This is a genomic window from Duffyella sp. Ts4, from assembly GCF_051851875.1.
In the GTDB taxonomy this organism is placed as follows: Bacteria; Pseudomonadota; Gammaproteobacteria; order Enterobacterales; family Enterobacteriaceae; genus Duffyella; species Duffyella gerundensis.
The window spans coordinates 1-17,031 of sequence record NZ_JBLYPN010000003.1 but is presented as its reverse complement, the minus strand read 5'-3'; the positions used below and the strand labels follow the sequence as shown (position 1 = coordinate 17,031).

At 50.5% G+C, this 17,031-nt stretch carries 16 protein-coding genes; 11 read left to right on the top strand and 5 right to left on the bottom strand.

Going from position 1 to position 17,031, the window contains the following annotated elements:
• Positions 1 to 234: 234 nt before the first annotated feature.
• On the bottom strand, positions 235 to 453 hold the full coding sequence (locus ACJY2L_RS05480) for a hypothetical protein (protein ID WP_439213126.1): 219 nt from the start codon (positions 451 to 453) through the stop codon (positions 235 to 237).
• Positions 454 to 1,263: 810 nt separating this feature from the next.
• Positions 1,264 to 2,325, bottom strand: a complete 1,062-nt coding sequence (locus tag ACJY2L_RS05475; RefSeq protein ID WP_439213125.1) for a hypothetical protein — start codon at positions 2,323 to 2,325, stop codon at positions 1,264 to 1,266.
• Positions 2,326 to 2,447: 122 nt separating this feature from the next.
• On the opposite strand from ACJY2L_RS05475, the gene ACJY2L_RS05470 reads away from it, so the two are divergent.
• From ACJY2L_RS05470 to ACJY2L_RS05455, 4 genes are all read left to right on the top strand, one after another.
• A complete protein-coding gene (locus ACJY2L_RS05470; protein WP_439213124.1) occupies positions 2,448 to 3,353 on the top strand; it encodes a LysR family transcriptional regulator in 906 nt (301 codons plus the stop codon).
• 849 nt (positions 3,354 to 4,202) lie between these two features.
• Positions 4,203 to 5,465, top strand: a complete 1,263-nt coding sequence (locus ACJY2L_RS05465; protein ID WP_439213123.1) for a YbiU family protein — start codon at positions 4,203 to 4,205, stop codon at positions 5,463 to 5,465.
• A 94-nt stretch (positions 5,466 to 5,559) separates the two neighbouring features.
• Entirely contained in the window at positions 5,560 to 6,309 is a 750-nt protein-coding gene (locus tag ACJY2L_RS05460) for a DeoR family transcriptional regulator (protein ID WP_439213122.1), read from the top strand.
• Positions 6,310 to 6,763: 454 nt separating this feature from the next.
• Positions 6,764 to 8,545, top strand: a complete 1,782-nt coding sequence (locus ACJY2L_RS05455) for an EAL domain-containing protein (RefSeq protein WP_439213121.1) — start codon at positions 6,764 to 6,766, stop codon at positions 8,543 to 8,545.
• A gap of 268 nt (positions 8,546 to 8,813) precedes the next feature.
• On the opposite strand, the gene ACJY2L_RS05450 is transcribed toward ACJY2L_RS05455, so the two are convergent.
• Positions 8,814 to 9,164, bottom strand: coding sequence for a hypothetical protein (locus ACJY2L_RS05450; protein WP_439213120.1), 351 nt, complete (start codon positions 9,162 to 9,164; stop codon positions 8,814 to 8,816).
• 39 nt (positions 9,165 to 9,203) lie between these two features.
• Here ACJY2L_RS05450 and ACJY2L_RS05445 point away from each other — a divergent pair, with 39 nt between their 5' ends.
• The 5 genes from ACJY2L_RS05445 to ACJY2L_RS05425 all read left to right on the top strand — a co-directional run bounded on the left by ACJY2L_RS05445 (position 9,204) and on the right by ACJY2L_RS05425 (position 13,969).
• Positions 9,204 to 10,745 (top strand): sensor domain-containing diguanylate cyclase, encoded by a 1,542-nt coding sequence (locus ACJY2L_RS05445; RefSeq protein ID WP_439213119.1) that lies wholly within the window; start codon positions 9,204 to 9,206, stop codon positions 10,743 to 10,745.
• A 316-nt stretch (positions 10,746 to 11,061) separates the two neighbouring features.
• Complete coding sequence (locus ACJY2L_RS05440; protein ID WP_439213118.1) at positions 11,062 to 11,670, top strand: DsrE family protein; 609 nt, start codon at positions 11,062 to 11,064, stop codon at positions 11,668 to 11,670.
• Positions 11,671 to 11,993: 323 nt separating this feature from the next.
• Positions 11,994 to 12,455, top strand: a complete 462-nt coding sequence (locus ACJY2L_RS05435) for a MarR family winged helix-turn-helix transcriptional regulator (RefSeq protein ID WP_225701986.1) — start codon at positions 11,994 to 11,996, stop codon at positions 12,453 to 12,455.
• Complete coding sequence (locus ACJY2L_RS05430) at positions 12,452 to 13,186, top strand: NADPH-dependent F420 reductase (protein ID WP_439213117.1); 735 nt, start codon at positions 12,452 to 12,454, stop codon at positions 13,184 to 13,186. The genes ACJY2L_RS05435 and ACJY2L_RS05430 overlap by 4 nt, the downstream gene beginning before the upstream one ends.
• An 18-nt stretch (positions 13,187 to 13,204) precedes the next feature.
• Positions 13,205 to 13,969, top strand: a complete 765-nt coding sequence (locus ACJY2L_RS05425) for an NADPH-dependent F420 reductase (protein WP_439213116.1) — start codon at positions 13,205 to 13,207, stop codon at positions 13,967 to 13,969.
• Between the two features lie 58 nt (positions 13,970 to 14,027).
• Here the strand turns inward: ACJY2L_RS05425 and ACJY2L_RS05420 are convergent, their stop codons facing one another.
• Positions 14,028 to 14,759 carry an SDR family NAD(P)-dependent oxidoreductase gene (locus tag ACJY2L_RS05420; RefSeq protein WP_439213115.1) on the bottom strand — a complete coding sequence of 244 codons (732 nt, stop codon included), beginning with the start codon at positions 14,757 to 14,759 and terminating at the stop codon, positions 14,028 to 14,030.
• Positions 14,760 to 14,858: 99 nt separating this feature from the next.
• Between ACJY2L_RS05420 and ACJY2L_RS05415 the strand changes: the two genes are divergently transcribed.
• Entirely contained in the window at positions 14,859 to 15,239 is a 381-nt protein-coding gene (locus tag ACJY2L_RS05415; protein ID WP_439213114.1) for a winged helix-turn-helix transcriptional regulator, read from the top strand.
• A 294-nt stretch (positions 15,240 to 15,533) separates the two neighbouring features.
• Here ACJY2L_RS05415 and treR read toward each other — a convergent pair whose 3' ends face one another.
• Complete coding sequence (treR, locus tag ACJY2L_RS05410) at positions 15,534 to 16,481, bottom strand: trehalose operon repressor TreR (RefSeq protein ID WP_067435703.1); 948 nt, start codon at positions 16,479 to 16,481, stop codon at positions 15,534 to 15,536.
• Between the two features lie 234 nt (positions 16,482 to 16,715).
• Between treR and ACJY2L_RS05405 the strand changes: the two genes are divergently transcribed.
• Positions 16,716 to 17,031: glucose PTS transporter subunit EIIB (locus tag ACJY2L_RS05405; protein WP_439351287.1), on the top strand; the 316-nt coding region annotated here is incomplete at its 3' end.

The window sequence follows — 17,031 nt, the reverse complement described above, 5'->3', positions numbered from 1 at the left end:
TCTACTATATAACTTTATATAATTGGCATTATATGAAGCTATATCGGGGATCGACGTTTTTCATACTCATCCTAAAGTAAGCGTACGGACGATTACCGCTTAGAAATATCACTGGCCAGATCAGAATATTGGGTTTTATTGTGGTTGCGCTACGTAAAATCTGACGCCCTGAACCCCTGGCAATTATCCAGAATTCACGTAGCGCGATCGCTGCGCTTTTTGACTGAAATGCACTCAGATGTAAACTATAGTGAAAGGAAGTGAGGCAATCAGACAGGGTTGATGAGGCATCAGCAGCTCAGTTTGTTCATGGGTTGGAAATTTTCGATGAGTTTGAGGAATGTTAGCTTCCTGTTTGGCGACCGCCTGCGTCACTTTTTTTATTACTAAACGCGCTAACTGATTTCCTGCTGATACAGATTGTACAGTCTGGTACATAAACTTATTTTTCACCCTTCCTCCTAAGAAAAGTGACAGCCTAACTATTAGTAAACGCTTAACGGCGTGATCCACAGAAAGTGGGGATAGCCTGTGCAGAGAGGAGTATGATTTTTTATGCCAATCGCGCTATGCAATAATCATTCACTTATATTTTTAGATGCCATTTGTGCAGGTTGTTGAATTTGCAATAAATAATCATTGCACTTTTCAGCCCAGGATCTGCTTTTACATGTAGTGAGCTGTCAGTCGGAACAGACTGTTCGGCGGCAAACGTGGTGTGCGCACTCAGAGCAAGTGCGAAAAGGGTCATTTCTGTTGCGAATTTCACTGGACCTTTCTCGTGAACAATAAAATGTTTCCCGGTGAGAAAAAGCATTGAGGTAACGATCTGTTATTAACCGCTAAAGACCAGACAAATGCTGGCCTGTAGGGGGCTTCTCATCCTCGATATGTCCTGAATGCATTCTCAGTGAATAGTTGCAGCAATCACAAATGCTAAAAACAGATATATGTTGTCGGAATATGGCAATAGCGATTTATATCAATTGCAGAGAACGAGTGGGCAGATAAAAGGGCGAGTAGATCTCACCCGCCCGGCTGGAAAACTAACATGCAGGATATTTTTGCAGTGTTAGAGTTTGAGTAAGCTCTGTTAATTAAATGTACTGATGACGGTAAGGAGTTCGGAAAGCATTTTGGCCTTCTGCCAGCTCTGTATGATGAACAAGACGGGTGCGCATCAGTTAACTCACTGCCTCAGCTCATCTGTTGTAGTATTCGTCAGCATCAACACTGATTTCACGCTGGTTTGCTATCAAAAGATTATTTTTCCAGGCGATAACGGGCAATTTTAGTATTGCGGAAAGCGCTCACCCATAGCTCATTACCGACTTCAAGCCCGGTTGTTGCAGCTGCGTAATTCTCCATCTTTTCGCCATCAACCAGAACCCGGATGGGCGCAAGCGTATCAGGAGCTACTTCAATAATTTTAAAAGGGATGGGGCAAATATCATTATCAGAAGCAACACAATTGAAAATCTTGGTAGCTGACTGAAGCTGGCCTGCAACGATCAGCTTTCCATTGCTACTCCAGCTCAAATTATCTGGCTTCATGCCAATGTTTACATTAAGGGGCTTACCATTGCCTGAAGATGTAGGTAGCCGCACTATGCTCTCGCTTCCCCAGCTGGCGATATAGTAAAATTTACCATCAGGACTTATTTTAAGGCCGTTATCAAGCGGAAGTTCACTGCCTGCAACCCTCTTAAAACCATTATGCTTGTGCCACTCTAACAGGTAACCGGTACTGACCTTATTTTCCAGATGCTGCATGAGATTTTTGTTATCAGTTTCAAAGGAAATTGTTATTGCCAGCCCACCGTCATTAAGCGGAACAACAGCATTTGGAAAAGCTTTATCAGGCATGAGCAAACATCCGCTCCATGTTAAAGCAGGTTTAGCACTTGCAAGATTAATTTTGAAGAATTCAATCGACATTCGTCCACCGCGATTGACCGCCATCAGTTGATAACTTCCGTCAGCAGTGTTGCGTATTGCAAGGCCACTCATAGCCAGGTCATTCAACTCAGGAGGTTTACATCCTGGATCGCCAGCAGAAGAAACAGGTGCGACCTTAGCTTTCGCCAGTTGAGCAAGGCCAGTAGTTGAATCAATAAGATATAAATAGCCCGGCTTCTCTTTTCCCGGTGTTTTGTCCGTTGAAGTGACAACCCAGGTAGTATTTGGAATGACAACCATATCTTCAGGATTAAGGATATTTTTGACATATCCGATAAATTCCTGCGCCTGTAAATTCGCTGAGCTTATTGTCATGCTGAGGGTTATCGTAAGGCCAGCGAGTGCCTTTTTATTCAAACAAATCATGAGTTTTTCTCAAGGATGGGTTAGGGAGTACACTCTAAATAACAAACTGAAGTTGATATATAAGCCTGTGATCATTACTTTGATGACTGAAATTCCGTTAAGAGGGCATCTATGAGGGCATTATGGATCTTGGAGCAATAGCTGCTTTCGTATCTGCAGCGGAGGCTGGTAGCTTCACCGTGGCGGCTACAGAGTTGGGAATTAGTGCTTCAGGGGTGAGTAAAGCAGTGTCTCGCCTGGAAAATGAATTGCACGTTAGGTTATTTAATCGCTCAACGCGCAGCCTGAGCCTGACAGCTGATGGGGTCGCGCTATACCGACGATGTAAGCAAATCTTGATTGATCTGGAGGATGCTAAGCTCGCGATGTCTCAGGCACAGAACGTGCCGAAAGGCCCGTTGCACGTGAGCATACCTGTAGCTTTTGGCCGTTCCAGAGTTATACCAGCCGTTTCCGCTTTTATGCGCCAGTATCCGCTCGTTAAGGTGGATGCCAGCGTAACAGATCGTTTTGTAGATGTGGTGGAAGAGGGGTTCGATGTCGTCGTGCGTATTGGGGATTTGCCGGATACTCGTATGATTGCACGTTCTTTAGGGGTAACACGTTTTGTGGTAGCCGCCTCGCCTCTTTATTTACAGCAATACTCCCGTCCTGAAAAACCTGAAGATCTAAGCCATCATAATTGTGTGTCGTTTATTTCTCCCCATACAAGAAAAATTGCAGAATGGGTTTTTATACGTAATGGTCAAAAAGATGTGCATATTCCTGCCGGCACTCTGTCGCTAGACGATGGTGAAGCTATGGTAAATGCTGCAATTAGCCATTCCGGTCTAATTTATTGTCAAGATTATATAATTGAAAAAGAAGTTAAAGAGGGCAGGCTGGAAAGGGTTCTTGATGATTTCATGACGCCACAAAAACCAGTAGTGGTGATGTATCCACAAAATCGTCATTTATCACCGAAGGTGCGTGTATTCGTTGACTTTATGGTCGCGCATTTTTCCAGGCTGGACGAAGAGTTGTTGTGATATTTCAACATAAATATAATTCATAGATTAAATAATTCCATCTTGCCATTTATCACGCACATAAAAATGGCTTTTTTTATATTAAACTTCCATCTGGCCTCAATTTTTCTTTCAAAAATTAACATGCCTGATAAACACAAAAAACGCGAATACGTATCTTGAAAGTTCTGTAGCGTTGTCATGCACAACTAACAAAAAAGAGGTATTGCGGTAATAGCGCCAGGTAAATTCTGGTCGCCATCGAAACACTGAATCATTGAGCCAGGCGTAATGTCATTCAGTTTACAGTAATTAACAGCAAGTTTTGCCATCGGTTAGACGTTTCAAATAAACACAGCACATTTCTCTCTGCCGCAGCGGCAAAAGTGATGATGCCTCAACCTCACTTCAACACTTACTACCTTGTTCAGTTAATAATTTGAATGCCGTTGTCACTCATGGAGCGCTGTTTTGGTGCCGCGCCTCTGCAATAATTGCGGCTTAGTTTTCCTCATGGCTGAAATCCAGACAAAACTTATCCACAGAAAATGGGGATAGCCTGTGTGCAGTTGGGTATGAATCCGATTCTTAGTGCTCTATCTCACCGCTTAATCAAGCAGTTAGCACCGTGTTGATAACCTTAAGCGTTTTTCCGCCGTCCTGATCAAAGCGGGCTTTATGAAAATATCGCGCAGTGCATTCTTTGCATGTCGCCACGCGATGCTGAAGGTCAGCCCACTTGGCGAGCTGTTTTATTGTGATCCTGCTCGAATTTACGCAATTTCAGCATTATGATAAATCCGTCAATAGTTATGAATGAAAGCATGAAAACTTCAAATGAAAGTTGCATTCATTTTAGCGGAGAACGTCATGAACACAGGATTCACCTCAATCGAGCAACCGGAAGACGTTAAACAGGCCATACGCCTGGTAAAAAAGGCGTTAAGAGAACAGATCGGCGACGTTGAAGGGCTGTTTGAGCAGGTAAAAACGAAAATAGTCAGTGAAATTAATGCGGCGCGTGCCGAAGAGCAGCTGCACGGTTCGGCCTGGCCGGAGGTCAGCCAGCATGAGATCGCTAGCGGGCAAATTTCAGAGGAAGTCAGAGCGCATATTCGCCGCCGCGGCTGTGTGGTGGTCAGGCAAACATTCAACCGCGAGCAGGCGCTGGAATGGGACAGGTCGCTGCTCGACTATCTGGATGAGAATGATTTTGATCGCGTCTATAAGGGGCCGGGCGACAATTTCTTTGGCAACCTTGAGGCGTCGCGCCCGGAGATCTATCCAGTCTATTGGTCGCCTGCACAGATGGCCGCCCGGCAGAGTGATGCCATGGCACAGACTCAAACCTTCCTCAACCGCCTGTGGAAGTTTGAATCCGAGGGCGAACGCTGGTTTGAGCCAGACGTCAGTATCCTCTATCCCGATCGCATTCGTCGTCGGTTGCCGGGTACCACGTCATCAGGATTGGGCGCGCACACCGATTCCGGTGCGCTTGAGCGCTGGATGCTTCCGGCTTACCAGAATGTTTTTCGTCATATCTTTGCTAATCGTTTTGATCAATACGATCCCTGGGATGCCGCGTGGCGCACCAGGGTGAACGAGTATGAAGCGGGTACTACCACAAAATGCTCGGCTTTCCGTACCTTTCAGGGGTGGACGGCGCTGTCCGACATGCAGCTGGGGCAAGGGCTACTGCATGTGGTGCCGGTGCCGGAAGCGATGGCCTATATGCTGCTGCGTCCGCTGTTAAAGGATGTGCCCGAAGATGAACTGTGTGGCGTATCGCCTGGCAAAGTGCTGCCGGTATCGGAAAAATGGCATCCTGAATTGATTCAGGGGCTATGTTCTATTCCTGAACTGCAGGCGGGGGACTCGGTTTGGTGGCACTGCGACGTTATCCATGCCGTGGCTCCGGTCGAAAATCAGCAGGGATGGGGAAATGTTATGTATATCCCGGCCGCGCCCTGGTGCGACAAAAATGTAGCCTGTGCGGCAAACGTGGCGCGCGCGCTGGCAGCAGGGGCATCGCCCGATGATTTTCCGCGGGAAGATTATGAGCTGAACTGGAAAAACCGCTTTACGCCTGACATGCTCAACGCCAATGGGCGTCGCAGCCTGGGAATAGAATAAGCGCTTATGGCCCGCTTCTGGCGGGCCTGGGGCATCGATGGGGGGTTGCTTATCTTTCTGTTAAGCTGGGCGAAAAGGATCACCGGCAGAGACCATGAACATACGGCATCAACATATTATTCAGCTGGTCAGTGAGCGTGGCAGCATCAGCGTCAGCGAACTTTCTCAGGTGGCGGGCGTATCGGAAGTAACGATACGGCAGGATTTAAACGTGCTGGAAAAAGGTGGCTTTCTGCGCCGCGTCCACGGCGCAGCGGTTGCGCCTGAAAGCGATGATGTTGGCGCGCGCATGCGCACCCGCTATGCCACCAAGAAGCGGCTCGCCGAACACGCGGCATCACTGGTCAATGCTGGTGAGGTGGTGTTTATTGAGGGCGGCAGCACCAATGCGTTGCTGGCGAGGGAGCTAAGTGAAAGGCAGGATATTACTATCGTCACCGTCAGTCACTATATCGCTACGCTGCTCAGAGACACCGGCGGCGATGTCATTATTCTTGGCGGCCTCTATCAGAAAAGCAGCGAGTCAGTGGTTGGGCCGCTAACCCGGCTGTGCATTCAAAACCTGAACTTTCATAAAGTATTTATTGGTATTGATGGCTGGAATGCACTTACCGGGTTCACCGGTCGTAATATGTTGCGCTGCGATGTCGTTAACGCGCTGATGGCGAAACAAACCCATACTGTCGCGCTGACCGACTCATCAAAATTTGGACAAATCCATCCGTATCCGCTGGCACCGGAATATCCGTTTAGCCATGTGATCACCGACAGCGATATTTCTGACGCCGACAGAGAGATTCTGGCCGCTCAGGGACTACAACTGGATATTATCGACGCTGTCTGAAAGCGGTTGTCGGTGGCCTGCGCTGACGAGCACTTTTGATGCTGAGGTAAGACATTGATAATTTAGCAAGAGAGCTGCGGCAGCGAGGCAACAACCTTCAATCGCGACCGCATGTCGCACGCAGGTCATCATAACGATAGCTAAATAAAATGCCAAATTGAATGATTTATTTAAGACATTGATAATAAAGCAGTTAATTTCTTGATGGCCTCATTTTTCTGCTTCAGGAATACGCGATGAAACGAAATTAAAATCTCAGATAATAACGACGGCTCATCGGTAATCATCCGCAAATAAAATAAATTCGCGTCAGCAAAGAAAAGCGAAGACACCCGCCTTAACCAGGCATACAATCATTAAAAACATAACAGCTGATACATTCCTTTCTGAACGGTTTTCACCGGTTATTTCCTATTTATTTCGCCCCGGCCAACGCACGGGTCGGGAGACACACATGCTCAATAATATTAATACGGATGAAGAACGCCGTGAACATGCCCTGCAGGCGCTGCGCTCCGCTGATGAAATCAGGGATGAAGTGCTGCGAAAATTTGTCCGACTGGCGAGCCAGAGCCTGGCCATTCCTGGTAGTTTTATCTCTGTTCTGGATGATGAGATGCAATATATCAGGGCCGCACATAATTTTAGTCTCAAGCGGTCATCACGCCAGGATTCACTGTGTCGGCACGTAGTGGATGGCAACGGCGTGGTCATTGTTCCCGATACGCATCTTGATCCCCGCTTTGCTGAGCATCCTCTGATTACCGGCGCACCTTACATTCGTTTTTATGCTGGGGTAGCGCTGAAAAATCGTGAAGGCGTCCGGTTGGGCACGCTCTGCGTGACTGATACCAGCCCGCAGGCTTTTAGCGCCGCGCAGTTGAATACGCTTCAGTTGCTTTCCACGCTGGTGATGTCATTTCTGGAAGCCTGGCACTCCGCTGGCTTTATCGATCCGGTTACGGAATTGCCCAATCGCCAGCGCCTTATTCGCGATCTGCAATATCTGGCCGAGGCGGGTGATACCACGCGACGCAGGCTGGTGCTTATCGACTGCATTGATATGCCGCGGGCTTACGAACTCGCCCGCTCAATGGGAATGGGGCCCGTAGAAAGCCTTCTCCGTGACATGGCCACGCTTATTCCGCTGCGCCTGCGGTTGACACCGGGTGATATGCTCTACACCGTGGCTACCGGGCGCTTTGCGCTGCTGACCCGCGCTGACGGGCCGCTGAATGCCAGTTGGGTTGTCAGCCGGCTTGCCGGTATCAGCGCCGATCTGGAAGAGGGTTTGTCGGTAGCACTAACCACCCACAGCGGCGAGGCAGAATTTATCGCCAGTGAGGTAGCCGCTCAGGAAGTGCTGCGGCGTGCGGTGAGTGCGCTGCATGAAGCTATCGGGCTAGGCGTGCCTTCTTTGCCATTTAGCGAAGTCTCCGACACGCAGCGCACCCGTGATTTCCGCCTGATGAATGATTTGACCGCCGCGCTGCGCGAAAATATCGGCCTGTATTTGGTTTATCAGCCCAAGGTGCGTCTGCAAGATGGTATGCCTGTTGGTCTGGAAGCGCTAATCCGCTGGCGACATCCCACCCACGGCGAGCTATCACCGGCGGCCTTTATTCCGCTGGCAGAACAGACCGAGCTGCTGGGTGAAGTCACCGCCTGGGTGATCAACAGCGTTATTCTTCGCCTGACTGCGCTAGGAAATAGCGTTATTCAACTGCCGATCACTATCAATGTCAGCGTGCGTGATTTCTCGCAAAAAGGGTTTGCCGAGCGGCTTGAGAGCCGGATGACAAAAGCTGGACTCTCGACCGCGCTACTCGGTATTGAATGTCTTGAGACGGAACGCATTATTGAAAGCTCCGCGGCGCTGCAGGGGCTGGAAATGCTCAAACTCAAAGGCTTTGGTATTTCACTTGATGATTTCGGCACCGGTTACAGCAATGTCAGCTATCTGCGACGCATGCCGCTGGATGTTATTAAGCTTGATCGTTCCCTGATCAGCGATCTCTCCGTTGATACCGCCTCGCGAGTCATCGTGCGCAGCATTATCACCATGCTGAAAGAACTGGATTATGTGGTGCTGGCGGAAGGCGTGGAAAATGAGGAAGACGCAACGGTGCTGCTCGATTATGGCTGTGATTTGGCGCAGGGCTACTTTTATTCAAAACCGCTCGCCGGGGAAGCACTCAATAGCTGGCTGAGCTGGAAGCTGCGAGATCGCGGTTAATGCGCTGCCCGTCAACCCTAATGCCCCATGCCATTTAACAGCGTAAGCCGCACCGGTTAATGGCACGCGTCCGACGGAAGCGCAAACTGGCAGCTTTGCAACAGAAGCAGAGAGTAGACTGATGCCGTGGCTGGCATCCCAACTACACGCCTGGCGACATCCTCCGCTTTATATCCCATCTCTTTGATTCACGTCACATTTAATCATCCGATTTATGCTCACATCTTGATTGCAGAACATTTAAAATTTAAGTAAACTTAAATAAAGCTTACTCGTGGCGTGCAGATCCCGGGCAAATTTTGCTGCCTTCCTGAAAAGTGGGGCGCAGCGTGATGGGGCGAATAGTCATGACATTGCGCCATGTAATGTGGTCTCGGCTCGCTTTTACCCACATGATCGAGGCATTTTTTCTGACAATAACAGGCGTAGCCGTAATACCGGCTGCTGCACTGATTATAATAACGATGCACTCCTGATCCTTCAGGAAATTTATTTTATCCACCTCCGAAAACGGCGCGTTATATCTGTTGTGCAGAATAACTCCTGCATTTCCGGTATTGCCCTGATCTGTTTCAGATCCGCTTAACCGTGCATGACCGTTCCGCAAGGGGCGCTTCAAACGGCATTATTTTAAAAATAAAGTATTCGGGGATGACATATGAAAAAAAACGTTCTGACAAAATTTCTCTCTTTGCATACGGCGCTGGGACGCCGCGGTAATGGCGTGCTGTTTGCCCTGTTAATAGCGGTACTGGCGGTAAATATATGGACCCTGAAAGTCTCCTGGGATAAACGTCTGGTCGAAGCGGGAGACGAAGCGATGAACCTTTCTGTTTCGCTGTCGAGACAGGCGGAAGATACCTTTATGCAGGTTGAATTTACGCTCAAAGACGTCATGCGTGAAATTGAGCGATCCCGCGATGGGAATATCAGTACGCCAGAAATGCGGGATTTTCTTCGCGAAAGACAAAAAAGGCTGTTGCAGTTAAACGGCATTTTTATTTACGACGAAAAAGGGCGGTGGCTTGCTGCCTCAAGTGAAAAGATACCGGTAAACGCCAATAATGCCGATCGGGAGTATTTCATTTATCACCGTGATAATGATGACCAGGATATTCGCATTGGTCACGTTATTCGCAGCCGCTCTTCCGAGGATTTAGTTATACCGGTTTCTCTTCGCCGTCATGACCGAACGGGTAATTTTGCGGGCGTGGTGCTGGCCACGGTACACGTGGATTACTTTCGCAAGTTTTATAACTTTTTTGAGCTGGCCGAAAGGGATGCTCTGGCATTAATTCTGGCTGACAGCACCGTGCTGTATGCGCGACCCTTTCCTAATTCTGTTATCAATCAAAGCCTGGCACAAAGTCCGCTTTTCAGGAGCGCTTTAAAGGATGCAGACAGCGGCAGTCGGAGCTGGCATTCGCCTCTGGATGGCATTGAAAGAATCTACGGCTATGCGCGTCTGCATCGCTTTCCGCTGGTGGTCACCGCGGGCTACGACAAGGCAACGCTGTGGCAAAAATGGCTGACCGATCATCTGTTGAGCCTTGCGTTGAATACCGCGCTTCTGGCCACCGTGCTGGGCATGGGCGTAGCCATTCTGCGCCAGGCGCGGGTACAAAAAAACAATCAGCATGAAATTTCACGCATGCAGGGTGAGCTGTCCAGCGTGAACCAGACTTTGCATGCGCTGGCGCTGCTGGATGAAATGACCGGACTGGCAAGCCGCAAACAGTTCGATATCTTTCTTGAAGAGGCGCTGCGGCGATCGCGCAGCAGCGGCAGACCAGTATCAGTGGTGATTGCCGACATTGACGCTTTCCGACATTACAATGACACCCTCGGGCATGAGGCGGGAAATAAATGCCTGCGGCAAGTGGGCAAAGCGCTGCGCGATATGCCGTTATCCACCACCGATCTGGTGGCGCATTATGGGGGTGACCAGTTTGCTTTTGTGCTGCCGAATACCTCTTCTAATTATGCTTTTGAATTAGCGATGCGTGCCGTGTCGGCAGTGCGTCACTGCCATCTGCCTGATGTCAGCGAGGCACCCGGCCACACCGTGACCATCAGCGCAGGCTGTAGCACGTGCAACGCTGCAAACAGTGACATCGATGCCGCCATGCTTATTCATCAGGCGGAGAGCGCGCTGCTGGACGCAAAAAGAAAAGGCAAAAATCAGGCGAGTCAAAAATAGCGCTTCCTGATCAATATGAATGCCTGTCCGTTGCGCATTGATAGCGGGCAGCGCCTCTTTGTCTGCGAATGCCGCATCCGCGGTGAGAGCAAATGCCCTTGTATATGAGTAAAGCAGGGAGCAGGAGTCGCTGACTTCGTTCAGGCGGGATGTGATTCCGCTGCCCAGGAATAATCTCTAAACACGACGTAGCACGGTGACCAGGAATAAAGTGAATTTACGGATGGTGAGCAGATGTCATAATGCTTTCTTCGATCTCTTTTTCACCACTATAAGCAGGGCGCTTCGGCTTAAGCCGCCCGGCTCAAGGGGAAACATGCGTGCTGTTATCTCTGGATTACTGATTGCTATAAGCGGTGGCGTGGTGGGTGCTGCGCTGGCTAATCATGATACTTTTTCTAAAACCCCAACCGATCGCTCTGCTGACATCGCAAAACAGCAGCCTGCGGGCTTCTGGACAACCCCGGCGGTAAAGGGCTATGGCGACATCCATTACGATCGCAATGCGGCTTTTCAGCCCACTTTGGATCTGAGCAATAAGGTGGTTTTCAGAGTGGGTCAGGGCGGACATAACCCTGCGCTGCCAAATCCGGCGCTGGAAAAAGTCGCGCAGGTAGTGAATCTCTATGCCGCCGCTGGCGTTCCCACTGACAAACTCAGTTTTGTTGTGGCAGTCAACGGTGGTGCCACGCCTGCAATGCTGGATAACGCGCATTATCAAAAGATATATGGCACTGACAATCCTAACCTCAGGCTTATTTCGGCGCTGCAAAGTCAGGGTATAAAAGTGAGTATTTGCGATCAGGCTATCGCCTGGCATCATTACAAAAAGGATTGGGTGGCAGAGTCGATTATCCATACGCCTTCCGCGCTGACCACCATAACCACCTTACAAAACAGCGGTTATGCTTATCTTGAGATGTGAGTGAATCAGACTTTATCGGGCGAATAGCACAAGGCCTCTTTTCAGCGAATGAATGAGGCTTTTTAACCTCCTCATGGCAGGCGCTCTGAATATGACGCCTGTATCCCACTGAACAGTTCTGTTCCAGATCCTATGCCGCTTACCAGCCTGAATGCTGGCCTGCGGTCGCTCAGCAATGCCGCGCTGTGCGGTGGCTGAAACGGCTTTTAACGCCAATCGCACAAAATACCCCATTTGATCCCTTTATCTGAACCGCAGGCTCATCTACTCTTTTATCTGTTGCGCTAGATAATCAACAACGAGATAAATCATTGAGTACAAAAATGCAGACACGCCAGGAAATCGGCACCCAACTCTCATTTGCGCTTTATGGCGCGGCAAGCCGCATGAACCGACTGCACAAGCCGTTACTGGATCCGCTCGGGCTGACCTTTCCACAATACCTGGTGATGCTGGAGCTGTTTAACGACACGCCACGCACGGTGGGAGATATTGGCAATAAGCTCGGCATGGATACCGGCACGATTACGCCGGTACTTAAACGTCTGGAGGCAGCAGGGCGCGTGTGCCGCACCCGCGATCGTAGCGATGAACGGCGCGTTCTCATCACTCTGACTGAAGAGGGCCGTGCCTTGCAAAGCACGCTATGGAGCATCACCGACAACATTAAATCAGCCTGTCAGCTGTCGGATGCAAAGCTGGAAGCACTGCGCGATACCCTGAACGATTTTGCTCATCCTGCAGATAACGCATCGTTATCTCCTGAAAAAAAAGAGGTTTTATGAAAATAGGCATCATTGGCGCCGGAAATATTGGCTCGACGCTGGCACAAAAACTTGCTGCCCATGGGCATACCATCAAGCTGGCGAACTCCAGAGAGCCGGAGACCATTGCTGAACTGGCAACCCGTATCGGCGCAAAGGCGGTTGAACGTCAGGAGGCGGTGCGTGATGTGGATGTGATCATTCTCTCTATACCGTTTGATAAGCATGCCGAACTGGCGCCTTTGTTGAGCGGCGTTGGCGAAAACGTGATTGTGATTGATACCTCGAATTACTATCCATTTCGCGACGGGGATATTGAGGCCCTCAATCAGGGCAAAGCAGAAAGCGTTTATGCCAGCGAAAGGCTTCAACGTCCGGTAGTGAAGGCGTGGAATGCGGTTCTGGCAAAAACCCTACAGGAAAAAGGCGCTGCGGCGGGTTCTGCAACGCGCATCGCGATTCCTGTTGCTGGCAATGACGCCGCCGCCAAATCCGTGGTGATGGAGCTGGTGAGCCAAACCGGTTTTGACGCCGTTGATGGCGGAACGCTTGAGGAATCATGGCGTCAGCAGCCCGGCACGCCAGCCTACTGCACTGAGCTTACCAGCGACGCACTCAGGGCAGCGCTTAACGCCGCGGATAAAGCGCGCGCGCCAGTAAACCGGGATGCATTGATCAACGCGTTTATGTCCGCAGGCGACTCGCTTACACATGACGCCATCGTTGAGCGCAACCGGGCGGTCACGGCCTGAATTCACAAGGAGCCGCAGATGAAACACACTGAAAGCAGGCGAATTGGGATTTTAGGTACGGGCCATATTGGCAAAACGCTGGCACGACAGCTGGCATCCGCAGGCCACAGCGTAAAGGTGGCCAACTCCCGCGGGCCCGAAACCATTGCGGCCGATGTGCTTGAAACCGGCGCAGTCGCAACCGATGCCGCTACTGCGCTGCGGGATGTACAGTGGGTGATTCTTTCTGTTCCCTTATCCAGGATCGCCTCTCTCGCTTCGCTTATCCGTGAGCTGCCTGAAGAGGTCATCATTGCCGACACGTCGAACTACTATCCGCATCGGGATGGCACCCTCGGTGCGATTGTCGATGGGCAGGTGGAAAGCCTGTGGGTGGCAGAGACCCCTGGATGTCCCATCGTTAAAGCGTGGAATGCGATCGGCCAGGACTCGCTGGTGAAAAAAGCATTGCCACCAGGTTCGTCGAGTCGTCTCGCCATCCCGGTTGCAGGCGATCTTGCCGACCACCGACAAGCGATCATGCAACGGGTGAATGATAGCGGTTTTGACCCTTACGATGCCGTATCGCTGGCGGAATCCTGGCGCCAGCAACCGGGCGCGCCCTGTTACTGTACCGATCTCACCCGCGATGAAATGGGAGCAGCACTGGCTTCCGCTGAGCTATCGCGTTTGCCCGCCAGACGGGATATTGCGGTGGCGGCTATTCAGGAGCGGATGGGGGACAGTAAAACCAATCCCGATGCAGACTATCTCGTTGGCCTGCACCGCGCGCTGTTTATGTAATTCAGAACGGTTAAATGCGCGTCGGACAGAACCGGGTTGTTGCCCGGTTCGTCGTTGATCATACTTGCGTCAGTCCACCATCCACGCAGATTTCTGCTCCGGCAATATAACTGCTTTCATCACTCGCTAAAAACAGCGCCACATTGGCAACCTCTTCAGGTCTGCCCATTCTGGCTAAGGGAATGGTGCTGATAATGCCGTTACGTATCTCATCGGAAGCGGCCTGCATCATCTCAGTATCGACAGGGCCGGGCGCGACAACATTGATGCGAATGCCGCGCGCGGAGAGTTCACGTGTCCAGGTGCGGGCAAAAGAACGCAGGGCCGCTTTACTGGCGCCGTACACGCCATAGCCTGGCGTACCAATTACATCGGCAATTGACCCAATCAAAACGACGCTCGATCCCGCTTTCAACAGGGGAAGTGCGGCCTGCAGAGCAAAAAGCGGTGAGCGTACATTCAGGCCGAAGGTCGTATCAAAATGTGCCGGCGTTATCTCATCAATCGTGGCGTATTCTGCCATGCCAGCGTTGATCACCAGCACATCGATCTGGCCGGACTCTGCCTTTATCACTTCAGCTATGCGTGTCAGTTCGCTTAACTGGCTGACATCAGCCCGTAGCGGTCGGGCGCTATTCTCCATGGTGTGGCGCGCGGCGGCTAACTCCTCGTCCCGGCGTGAGGTAAACCAGGTGGTTGCCCCTTCGCGGGCGAATCGCTGGCTGATAGCGAGACCAATACCTTTTGCGCCGCCCAGAATCAGGGCAACTTTATTCTCTAATCTGTTCATCTGTTCACTCCTGTTGGGATGGAAAACAGATGATATAATTTTTATACTTAATAACAATTACGCACTTTGTTTATACCAGGTATCGAGGAGTATAGTGCCATGAGTCAGATTGACAGTAATGACCTGAGAGAAGTAGGAAAAACCCGTCCCGTTTTGGAGAACATCACCAATAAATGGTCGATTTTGATCCTCACCGTGCTGTGTACGGAGCCGGTGCGTTTTAATGAACTTCGCCGCCGACTGGATGGCATTACGCATAAAGCCTTGTCTGATGCGCTTAAGCGGCTTGAGCGCAATGGGCTGGTGCATCGCAAGGTATTGGCCACGTCGCCGGTCAGTGTGGAATACAGCCTGACCGCTTTGGCACAAACGCTGCGCGATCCGTTTGATGCGTTGTATGAATGGGCGCTAAAACATGGCGAAGAGATGCGCCGGGCTCAGCTTTCGTATGATACCCGGCAGCAGGAACAGCACGGCTGAATAAGCGTGATGATGAGGACAATATTCCCCAATGAACCGCCACGATTAATGGCAATATCACTTTATACAGCGGCTAAATTTAATCCATGATTGCTATCGACGAAATAGGCTCGTCCGTTATTAAAAGCGCTTATGGCCTGTCGATGGGATCGATATGGCAGCAGAGTCGCGTTGAGTGTACTGATGTTGAGCATAAAACCATCAAAACATCAGTTATCCTTAATATTAAGGTCCAGCCATAAATAGAGTCACTCCTCATCGCCCGCCGATGACGACTGCAGCGTTACGGGGTTTTTATGACAGTCGAAACGGAATCACCTCGCCCTGCGGACCGCTTTCACCACGCAGCATGGCGAACAGCAGCTGCGACGATTTCAGCCCGGCACTTTGATAACCCAACTCAACCGACGTAATGCCAGGCTCAAGAAAGGTCATCAGCGGCGTGCAGCCAATACTGCCGACTTTGATATCCCACGACTGCTCTCTGATATATTTTATCGCCCCCAAAGCGATGGTATCCGTTGCGCAGATCAGGGCGCGGGTCTCCGCTGTCAGGCTGCGCTTTGCCAGGTCATAACCACTTTGATAACTGAGGTCGCCCAGCGCTGCCGAGGGCGCATAGCCGTATTTTTCACAGCACGTCAGGTAAGCCTGGTAGCGTGCGCTGCCGGTGGTCTGATCGTTATTGGTGACGCCGATATAGCTCACGTTTTGGTGGCCCTGATTTTTCATCTTTTCCATCAGGATGTTGACGGCGCCCGCATTGTCGTAGGTTACCGAGGCAAAACCTGGAATCGCCGAGGCGATAATCACCATTTTATCCTTCCACACCTTCAGGCTTTTCTTGTTCATTTCTGAAAAGCCAAACAGGATCACCCCTTCAACATTCCGCTGCTCCAGCACATGCAGGTGGTCTTCAAGCAACTGCGGATCCAGCAGGCTCTCCATCAAAATAGCGTCATATTTTTGTGCGTAAATATCGGGAAGAATCGCGCGGACGACCTGATTTTCCGACACCGAATCCAGACGCGTAACGATCACGCCAATGATTTTTTCGCGCTGTGAGCGCAATGCCTGTGCCGATTTTGACGGCGTGTAGCCATACTGGTCGATAATGGCTTCAACATGCTGGCGCGTTGAGGCTTTGACCTTATCGCTGTTGTTAATGACCAGCGAGACAGTGGACTTTCCGACGCCACTCAGTCTGGCAATATCATTCAGGGTCAACTTTTTCTCATTCATCGCGTCACGCCTTCAAAGTGCTGTAACAGATATTCTACCATCATCGCGCAGGGCCGTTTTGGGCATCTTTCTTAAGGTTTTCTGAACATATTTGTGATCGTTTTCAACTTTTGGAACGTTCCAGCTATCGGTTGTTTTTTTAAGCAGCTATGTTCTCACTCGCCCTGAGACAGGAATCCCCCGTTTCTGGAGAACAATGAACAACGACCCCTCTACCCGTTGCGGAAGGCAAACATGGCGATTAAGAGTAACACCCAGGATATCGATAAATTGATTGAGATGGTCGGCGGAAAGAGCAATATCGCCACCGTAACTCACTGTATTACAAGGCTACGCTTTGTACTGAACGATCCGGCAAAAGCCCGGCCAAAAGAGATCGAAACGCTGCCAATGGTCAAAGGCTGCTTTACCAACGCCGGACAGTTTCAGGTGGTAATCGGCACCGACGTCGATGACTGGTATCAGGTACTGCTGGCGCAAACCCAGCTCTCCGGCACCGACAAAGAGAGCGCCAAGCGGGTGGCGCGCCAGAACATGAAGTGGCACGAAA